Below are 9,603 nucleotides of genomic sequence, written 5' to 3'. Positions count from 1 at the left end.
ACTCCTATTCCATGATGTGAATATCCTCCCGCTGCACCTGGCAGTCAGGAGGACAAAAGGACAGTTTAACGTGCGCTTCCACCCCGTCATTGATCCAGTGAAACAATTTCTTCCGCCTCAACCACCAATCGATCGCCTACGGAAGCCCGACCGCTTCCAAGAATATAGCCTCGCCGACGCTTGATCACTTCAAAATAGAGATCAATTCGGTCCCCAGGCTTGGCCAAGCTGTGGAATCGAATTCCATTGAGGTTAGTCAGGTATGAAATGCCTTTTTTATCAATCGCAGCGAATGCCGCTAATTGTGCAAGCGACTCCACAATCAACATAGGAGGCATGTATGGATTAGTGTCTGTAATGAACCACTCACTCCAGGTGACAAGCTTGTATCCCTTCGCCCATTGCGACGTTTCGTACCCGGTCACGCCATCCAACAGAAGAAATGGGTACCGGTGCGGAAGCACATCCGGGATATGGATTAGCTCTTCGCTCACAGGCTTATTCCCCTTCCCACTTGCGAACAGCAAGGCAGACGTTGTGCCCTCCGAAACCAAATGAATTGCTAATCGCCGCGCGGACCTCGCGTTCCTGATATACATGCGGCACAAAATTCAATTCAGGAGCTTCAGGATTGTCGCAATTGAGTGTTGGTGGTACTTTGCTGTGAATCATGCTCTGCACAGTCGCAATTAATTCGACTGCCCCTGCACCGCCCATTAAATGGCCAGTCATGGATTTAATAGACGATATCGCCAAATGGGGGGCATGCTCCCCGAATACTTTTTGAATAGCGTTAATCTCCATACGATCATTAAATGGCGTACTCGTACCGTGGGCATTGACATAGTCGATTTCCTGCGGTGTCAAGCCGCCATCCTGCAGTGCGATGTTGATCGCTTCTGCCGGACCGGAGCCAGAGGGATCTGGAGCCGTGATATGATACGCATCAGTTGTGCATCCGTAACCCACAACTTCGGCCAGAATGGTGGCTCCGCGGTTCAAAGCATACTCCAACTCCTCCAGCACCAAGACTCCTGCTCCTCCACCGATGACGAATCCATCGCGATCCACATCAAACGGACGACTGGCCTTCTGTGGCTCTTCATTACGTCTGGAGAGAGCATGGATATTCGCAAAAGATGCCAGATCAAGCTGACTAAAATTGGCTTCTGCTCCACCAGCAACCACAACATCAGCCGTGCCGTACTGGATCGTACGTAATGCCTCACCAATGGCATTACTTCCTGTGGCACAAGCCGTAACCACAGCAAAAGAAGGCCCCTTTGCTCCAATAGCAATGGAGATTTCACCAGGTGCTGAATTAATCATCATCGAGGAAACAAAATAAGGAGAAACTCTTTTGGGACCAAGCTTTGTTAATTTCCCATAGTTCTCCTCTATAACGTCGAGGCCGCCTGCTCCAGAGCCGACAATAACCCCCACGCGACTTGCATTCCGCTCATCAATCACCAATTTTGATTGCTCCACTGCCTGCCGGGCAGCCGCCAAAGCAAACTGAGTGAACTGTGCGACTTTATTAGCTTCCTTCTTGCTCATATATTGCAATGGGTCAAAGCCCGTAACCTGTGCACCGATCTTTGTCGGAATGTCCGCTGTATCGAAAGCAGTGACAGGTCCGATTCCGCTTTTTCCTTCCAACAGTGAATTCCAGAAATCCGTAAGATTAAGCCCGACCGGCGTTACGACTCCCTGTCCAGTCACTACAACACGTCTTCTCACTGTATCCACGTCCTTCGTTGAAATTAATTCTTGGAAGCCTGTTGCTCGTAGAGAGGAAAGTCGCCATACACATGACTGATTTTTTCATGCACATCCGCAAGATCAGCATATACCTCGACGACCACAAGCTTGTTCTCCTGATACTTTTGCCAAGCAAGCTGAAGCTGTTCCCGTGCCTCTCCCTTACTCCGAATTGCAAGGCTTTCCACAAACTCATACTGGGGAATTTGAATTCCTGTCTTGGCCGCCTCAGAAACAAACGGGAGGGACTGCCCTGTGAGATGTTTATAATTCATCTGATTCTGCAACCAACCATAGCCACCATTATTGAGTACGATATAGATTAACGGTATTTGATACTCCACCGCCGTCATAAAATCCGAACAGAAGAGATTGAACGCACCGTCACCTACGAGTGCTACTACTGGACGTTGTGTTGCCACGCTTGCTCCCAGAGCAGCCGCCGCACCGAATCCAAGACTCGTTTGATCACTAGGAACAATCGAAAGAGAGCCGTGGGCAAAGCGAAAATATGGATAAAAATAGGACCACATATCCTGCAATCCATTCTCCTGAAGAAGCACCAGATTTTCAGGGAACTCCGTCTGAATCATGTCCAACAGCTCAGGAACGTGGATTCCAGGGGTCTTTTTCAGCTCTTCCAAATAAATAGCCCTGTGAGAAAAAGCCTCCTGTTTACAGCTCCTAATCGTTTCAAGCCACACTCCATCAGGCTCCTGCCCGCGCCGTTCAAGCCACTGCTCCACCGCTGCATATCCATCACCAAGCACCTTGATACCCCTGTACTCGTGTGCAAAATCTTCCAGATTTACATTGACTTGAATCAAAGGTGTATCCTGTAGCAAAATATCCCACTCAAAAGTAGCCGTTTCTTCCAATCGACTGCCCAGTGTGATTACCACATCAGATTCCTTCCAGATTTGTCTTAGGCTGAGATCCGTATAGAGTCCCGCAACACCACAGAAGAGTTCGTGGTCTTCATCAACTACACCCCGTCCCGAGGCGGTTGCGAACAAGGCCGCTCCATGTTGGTTAGCAAACCGCTCAATCACATCACCTGTACCTGACTTCATTCCGCCTCCGACTAGAATGAGTGGTCTGCGGGCATTCTCAATAATTCCCCACGATGCATCCAACTCCCGACGAGACGGAGAGCACGACAGCTTTTCTGGTGGGGTAAACTGAAGCCCTGTTGGCACAGGCTGGTCCATCAGGTTTTCAGGGAGTTCGATATAGACAGGACCCGGTGCTCCATTGATAGCCAAAAAGGCAGCCCGCTCCATCGCCCATACAAGCCGATCCACATGCTCCACACGATAAGCCCATTTTACGAGCGGCTTTACGAGTGAGATTTGATCCGCTTCCTGAAAGGATCGGGTACCCAGCTTGTCTCCTCCAGTGCCGAGCGCCAAAAGTAAAAGCGGAGCGCCCAGGTTCTTTGCTTCCAGTAGCCCTGTAAGTGTATTACTGAGTGCAGGGCCTTTTCCGACAACACATACGGACATCTGGTTGGTTGTGAGTGCATAACCTGCTGCCATGAACACAGCATTGCGTTGATCCTTGCACAGAATAAAATCCATACCGGATGAGGGGAGTGACGATACGATTTTGAGATCATCACTTGGTAATCCAAAGAGATGCTGAACCCCAGCCGATTTTAAGTAGCCAATGATGGCATCCCAAGGGAACAAACTCGCAGTCATACCAAACTCCTCTTTTCCGACAAATATTCTGCGACAATTTCTGAAATCAAGATCGGCTTCGAAATGAGCTTAAAATCGTAAAAAATATAGTTCGACATCGTGCCATAGCCACCAAAAGGCTTATTGCCTTGATCCACATCCTCAAGCGTCTGATTAATGGTCAGCGTGTGCTTCTTTCGCAGAACGTCCGCCAGGTGACTAGACCCGTATAAGCTGCAACCCATTGCTCGTTCACTGAAATAACTGGAGGAAATACGCTTGATCAGCTGCTCGTCGTCTCGGTAGCTAACCACGTTGAAGACCGGTGAAAAATACTCAATAATCTCCAAATCCTGATCTAGCTCGCTATATACAACCGTTGGCTCCATCTTTTTCGTACGGAAATCAATGCCACCGCCGTAGATAATAAACTTATCGTTCGTATTAAAATATTCAGAAACCGAGTTCAGCGCATCTTTATAGAAAATAGGGGAATAGTTTGCGTTCGGATCATCGTTGGCTCCAAACACAAGTTGGTCAAGCCGTTGAATCAGCAGATCTTTGAAATGCTCACTCACCTCTTGATGTACCAGAATGATGTCGGGTCCCAGGCAGTCCTGTCCTGAGTTGAACAGTCTCATTCGGATTACATCGGTAACCGCCAGTTCCAGATCGGCATCGGGTCCGATGACGAAAGGATTGATCCCTTGTCCATAGAAGATGTAGAGTTGGTCTTTTCGGATTTGTTTTTTGATCTTCTCCGCATTGACATAGCTCCCGGTGAACACCACAATATCAGCTGGCATAACCGAATTTTCCATAAAAACCCTTTGACTGACCTTACGAATATAGATGGGTAATCCGTGTACAGCCTGAAGCTTTTCATGCAGCATGTTGACGTACTCGTTTACGTGAGAAGAAGGGCGAAAGTCTATATTTTCAACGTACAGGGACGGAATCAGGAGGTATAATGCATAAGAGTACAAAATGACGTTGGAAGGCATAAATACAGCCATAGATCGTTGCCAGCTTGGCTGATAGGTCTGCACTTCTTGCAAAGCACCTTGAAGTGTGAGGATTGTGGAATCAATTTCTGCATTGGCAGCCCGATAGGATGAAAATTGTGTGAGAATATCCATCACTTCCTGCCGATTTTCAATCAAATAATTGAGGCACTTCAGGATCGATTCATGCCTTTCCAAAAACAGCGTGTTTTCTGCCAGCTCCGGATTCATACTCATGGCACATTCTCCCTTTCTCTCATTAAATTTTGGTAAAATTTTTCATTATACTTTGCGAGAAGCAACTTTCTGCAGGGCGGTGCTCTCCATCTCCAGCCGATCTACTTTTCCATTGCGATTTAAAGGAAAATGGGCGAGCGGAAGCAAAAGATCGGGGAACATGTAGGAAGGAAGTACCCGATTCATCTCTTTGCGGAGCACAGGTAAGACCTGCGAGGATTCGCTTTCGATGAATGCAACCAGCAATGTCCCTTTAGCCTCATCCTCCAAGGTGATCACGCAGGATCGGTAACCAAGCGAACCAATCCGGTCCTCAATATAGACCGGAGATACCATGTAGCCCATCCGGTTGACCGTCTTACCGCTGCGACCAATAACATACAGCATTCCGTCATCCAGATAGCCCAGATCCCCCGTCTTGAACCAGCCGTCCTGTAGAACGGATTGCGTCAGGTCTGGACGATTTAGATAACCTTCCATGCATCCAGCACTACGTATCCACACTTCGCCTACGATACCGTCCGCCTGCTGGTTGCCTGTAGAATCTAGTATTTTCAGATCCACACCAGGTAAGGGTAGGCCACAACCCTTCGGACACTCTAGCGTCCCCAGCGTAACGTTGCCCAGTTCAGAAAGGCCGTAACCATTCAGCAGAGGCTGTCCAAATATGTTGTTAAATTTCTCTTCGAGGTCTTGGGTAAGTGGGGAACCGCCTACGCACCACATGCGCACCGGAGCTTCCTTGACCATTTCCAGTTGTTCGGGTTTTCGGTTTAGCATACGCAACAAGGTGTAAAAAGCAGAGGGGTTAGCGTCTACGACCGTCGCCCGGTCTTTCGTAATACTTGCAATGACGCTCCAGAGGTTTTTGGGATTGCAGATGATGAGAGAACATGAGGTTAACCACCAGGAGAAGATAAGTGAGATTCCATAAAAATGAGAGAAAGGCACAACGGGGAGCATATGGTCAGACGGTAGGTAGTTCATGGCGTGTATGGAATGCCTGATATTCTCCATAAAAGCTGAACCAGCTTTCACGATCCCCTTGGGTTTTCCCGTCGTACCTGAAGAATACAGAATGAGCGCATCTGGCCTCTCGCACCACTTGTTAAAGTTGAGGGCTTCAAGCTTTGGCTCTCCCACCCAATCCGGGTGTACTGCTTCTTCTTGAATCAGATCTTGAATCAGAATAACGAGAGCATAAGGAAGTTCTAGATCGGAATCCGTAAGGATGCAACAGGCACCCGCTTCATCATAGATTTGGGCCACCTCATCGAGCACAGTCTGCTCGTCCACCACAGTCACCGAAACAGCGATATTGCACAGGGAAAACAGAGACACAACAAACCAATAGGAATTGGCCGCTTTCAGAATCACTCTACCGCCTTCGGGAATTCCTCTGAGCGTCAACATCCGGGAGAAGATCGTAACGTCTCGCTCCAGACGCTCCCTAGTCATAATTCCTTCAGGTGAGATAATACGGCAATCCGTATGCGTAATAAGCACAACGTTCCCTCCTTACATCCCCGTAATATGGTATCCAGCATCTACATGGATAACTTCACCCGTAATGCCTCTCGATAAATGGGAAAATAGGAATAACGCCGTATCTCCGACTTCCGACGTATCAACCGTCTTGCGTAGGGGCGTAGTTTCTTCAATATGTTTGAGCATTGTGTTAAAATCTTTAATGCCATAGGCAGCCAAGGTCCGTATCGGACCAGCGGAAATCGCATTTACACGAATGCCATATGTGCCCAGATCATTCGACAGATAGCGCATGCTGGCTTCCAGTGAAGCCTTCGCCACACCCATAACGTTGTAATTTTTGATCGCTCGTTCTGCGCCAATATACGTCATGGTGACGATACTTCCACCCTCTGTCATCAGTGGGTATACTCGACGGGAGACAGCAGCCAGAGAATAGGCACTGATTTCTTGTGCAACGGCGAATCCCTCACGAGAAGTGTCAACGAACAAGCCATCCAAATCCTCAGCCTTAGCATAGGCGACACTGTGAAAATAACCATGCAACACGCCTACTTTTTCTTTTAGAAAATCCGCCAATGCATCAAGCTCTTCATTGCTTTGAACATTACAAGGACAGACCAGTGCTCCCGGAATGGTTTCAACGAGCTTTAGTACCCGCTCTGCAACCCTCTCATTTTCGTAAGTAAAAATGAGCTGTGCTCCTTCAGCAGCTAAAGATTGAGCTGTCCCCCAGGCAATACTCCTGTTATTAGCCACGCCCATAATCAAAATGTTCTTACCGCTCAGTAGTACTGCCACAGAAACCACCTTTCTTTTTTTACATTTTTAAACAAAATAACAACTTAACTGCGTATGTCTACATTTATAGACATATGTAATCTTTCCTGGAATATTATCGCGTTAATTGCCAAACTTGGATAGGCGACGTTTTAGGCAAATCACAAAATTTATTTTAAAATTTGTGTAACACATCATGCATGCTGTCATCTCACAAAAAATAGTTGTTTGCTTCTGTTGGTCAGTGTTCAAATCGAAAGGAATACATGGGTGTGAAAAAAGGTAGCGAGGTAAAATAAGATGACTGTCAAAGCGAGTTGAACATAAAATCCTCATATTTTTGTAAATATTTACATTACGACAACGGACTCACCCCACTACCGGAAGTAACCACTTCATTTTCACCAACAATGAGTCTTCCGATTTGAACATCCTGAGTGACCAGCCAGATTGTATCTAATCTAAGTGTAAAGCCTTAACCTCTATAGACTACGCTTTTGTTTTTTGGGAGCTAAAGTATAGCTAAAGGAGACAACAAAGTCGATTGCCAGAACGATCGCCCATGTTTGCATAATGCCCTCCAAAGACACCGTACGCTGCGGATCATCAACATACACAATGATGGCGAGCAACAAAGCATTACCTATAGCCCAGCCCAAAAGGTGAAGCAACCAACCTATCCGTTCCTCTTTTGCATGAGCAGCACCATACTTGCGTTCAGGCTTGGGTCCCTTACCAAACCAATGGGAGAACCGTACATCCGCCCACTTAATTAACCTATGACCAAATGCTACCGTAATACCAAAATAACAGGCCGCCAAGCCAGTAGCAGTCGTAATCTCCATGCCACTTTTCACCGTGATGAACACCGCAATCAGTAACAGGATATCAATAATGGGGGTAAATAGTAAAAGAAGACCGCCTAATTTCTTCAAGCCAAACATATACCTTGCGATCAAGCCTGCAACAACAAAAACCCAAAATAAAACTTCAGCACTAATAATAAATAAATACATAATAGATGATTCCTTTCAAATTAGAAATTGGTATTCACCTCAACTATCCCCCTTTCATGCCCACTATCATACAATATTATACATAATATTCCTAGTATTTTGTCTATAATTACATAAAAGGAAACAAATAGCCGTTTTTTTCTGAGAAAAACAGTATCTGTTCAGCCCATTTTGTCTTGTTCTCAAAATGGACATTTTTCATGATATGCTCCCCGTAAAGGATTATGATGATCTGAAATGAAAAAAAGATGTACCTATGCTAATCAGCACGGGTACATCTTTTTTTACAGATACACTATCCAATTACAATATGCCCTTCAGGACGACGGTACAATGTCTTGGTCGAGCGTGGACGAATAGCATAGGCAATCGTAAGAGGACCAATCCGACCAATAAACATAGTCACACAAATAATCAGCTTGCCTGCGTCAGACAATCCGGGTGTCACTCCTACAGACAGCCCTACCGTTCCGATTGCGGAAGCAGCCTCAAATGCAAGGGAGAGAAATGGGGCATCCTCCGTCATTAAGAGCAGTATAACCACAATCGAGAATATAAATAGGGCCAGTACAATAATGGTCAGCGCCCGCATCATGATATCTTTGGGGACCCTATGGCGGAAAAACACAATTTCCTTCTGTCCTCGCATGACGGCGATTAGCGCACCAACCATAAGCAGAAACGTAGTCGTTTTAATTCCTCCTCCAGTGGAGCCCGGAGAAGCACCGATAATCATCAGCAACATAATAAAAAACTGACTTGCCTGCCTTAACCCGCTGATATCGACTGTGCTCGTACCTGATGATCTCGTAGAAACCGATTGAAAGACAGCTCCATATACTTTGCCTTCCCAGTTCAGCGCGCCCAAGGTTCGTGCATTGGTAAACTCAAAAACAAATAAAACCAGCGCACCAATCACAATGAGCACTCCCGACACGCTTAGCACCATTTTGGAGTGTAGAGACAGTCTCCGGGTACGGCGAAAATCGAACAGATCGCTAAGTACAAGGAAACCCAAGCCTCCTGATATAACGAGCACAGATGCAATCATATTGAAAACAAAATCTCCAGCGTACTGTTGGAAGCTAGTCCCGAACAAATCGAATCCCCCGTTATTAAAGAGGGATACGGAATGGAATATTCCATAATATATCGCTTGTCCGACAGGCATCTCTCGCATCCACCGCAAAGCTAAGACGACGGCAGCTATCGCCTCAATGGTAAAAGAAAAGATCAACACCTTGCGAATAATACGCACGATCCCTTCCATGCTATCGGCATTAATAGCCTCTTTAAGCAGCAACCGATCCTTTAACGATAATCGCCGCCCCAACAACAGCGCAAACAAGGTCGCTAAGGTCATAAACCCCAACCCGCCTAGCTGCATCAGCACCAGAATGACGGTTTCGCCAAACATCGTATACGTTGAATCGACGTCAACAACGACCAGTCCTGTGACACAAGCGGCTGAGACGGACGTAAAAAGCGAATCAATCCAATGCGGAGCATGTCCACTATGATTGGCAACAGGAAGCATCAGTAACAAAGTACCTAATGCAATAATCAATAAATATCCGATGACCAATATAAAAGGAGGCGATGCGAACCGACTAAGCTTGACGCTGCGTTTCATTA

8 protein-coding genes are annotated in these 9,603 nt (G+C 46.6%); all 8 read right to left on the bottom strand.

Translation table 11 applies throughout. From position 1 onward, the window contains the following. Positions 1-86: 86 nt before the first annotated feature. Positions 87-494, bottom strand: coding sequence for a 3-hydroxyacyl-ACP dehydratase FabZ family protein (locus tag KAI37_RS00405; RefSeq protein ID WP_025721676.1), 408 nt, complete (start codon positions 492-494; stop codon positions 87-89). 4 nt (positions 495-498) lie between these two features. Further along, positions 499-1,740: a beta-ketoacyl-ACP synthase II gene (fabF, locus tag KAI37_RS00400; RefSeq protein ID WP_025721666.1), complete on the bottom strand. Its 1,242-nt coding sequence runs from the start codon at positions 1,738-1,740 to the stop codon at positions 499-501. A 23-nt stretch (positions 1,741-1,763) separates the two neighbouring features. Further along, positions 1,764-3,464, bottom strand: a complete 1,701-nt coding sequence (locus KAI37_RS00395) for a thiamine pyrophosphate-binding protein (RefSeq protein WP_104494803.1) — start codon at positions 3,462-3,464, stop codon at positions 1,764-1,766. After that, entirely contained in the window at positions 3,461-4,684 is a 1,224-nt protein-coding gene (locus KAI37_RS00390; RefSeq protein ID WP_071639029.1) for an aldehyde dehydrogenase family protein, read from the bottom strand. The genes KAI37_RS00395 and KAI37_RS00390 overlap by 4 nt, the downstream gene beginning before the upstream one ends. A 45-nt stretch (positions 4,685-4,729) precedes the next feature. Beyond that, entirely contained in the window at positions 4,730-6,190 is a 1,461-nt protein-coding gene (locus tag KAI37_RS00385; RefSeq protein WP_220030535.1) for a class I adenylate-forming enzyme family protein, read from the bottom strand. Positions 6,191-6,202: 12 nt separating this feature from the next. After that, the gene (fabI, locus tag KAI37_RS00380) at positions 6,203-6,973 is read right to left on the bottom strand and encodes an enoyl-ACP reductase FabI (RefSeq protein ID WP_013308164.1); all 771 of its coding nucleotides are present in this window, start codon (positions 6,971-6,973) and stop codon (positions 6,203-6,205) included. Between the two features lie 461 nt (positions 6,974-7,434). Continuing rightward, positions 7,435-7,968 (bottom strand): hypothetical protein, encoded by a 534-nt coding sequence (locus KAI37_RS00375; RefSeq protein WP_025719307.1) that lies wholly within the window; start codon positions 7,966-7,968, stop codon positions 7,435-7,437. Between the two features lie 295 nt (positions 7,969-8,263). Next, entirely contained in the window at positions 8,264-9,601 is a 1,338-nt protein-coding gene (locus tag KAI37_RS00370; RefSeq protein ID WP_071639027.1) for a TrkH family potassium uptake protein, read from the bottom strand. Positions 9,602-9,603 lie beyond the last annotated feature (2 nt).

The organism is Paenibacillus sp. S25, from assembly GCF_019454085.1.
GTDB lineage: Bacteria > Bacillota > Bacilli > Paenibacillales > Paenibacillaceae > Paenibacillus > Paenibacillus polymyxa_B.
The sequence above is the reverse complement of the archived record's forward strand: the minus strand, read 5'-3'. Positions and strand labels throughout refer to the sequence as shown.

What these genes read in the sequence shown, in the direction of transcription:
- KAI37_RS00375 (WP_025719307.1), bottom strand. Translation starts at nt 7,968, where the DNA reads ATGTATTTATTTATTATTAGTGCTGAAGTTTTATTTTGGGTTTTTGTT.
- KAI37_RS00395 (WP_104494803.1), bottom strand. Translation starts at nt 3,464, where the DNA reads ATGACTGCGAGTTTGTTCCCTTGGGATGCCATCATTGGCTACTTAAAA.
- KAI37_RS00370 (WP_071639027.1), bottom strand. Translation starts at nt 9,601, where the DNA reads ATGAAACGCAGCGTCAAGCTTAGTCGGTTCGCATCGCCTCCTTTTATA.
- KAI37_RS00390 (WP_071639029.1), bottom strand. Translation starts at nt 4,684, where the DNA reads ATGAGTATGAATCCGGAGCTGGCAGAAAACACGCTGTTTTTGGAAAGG.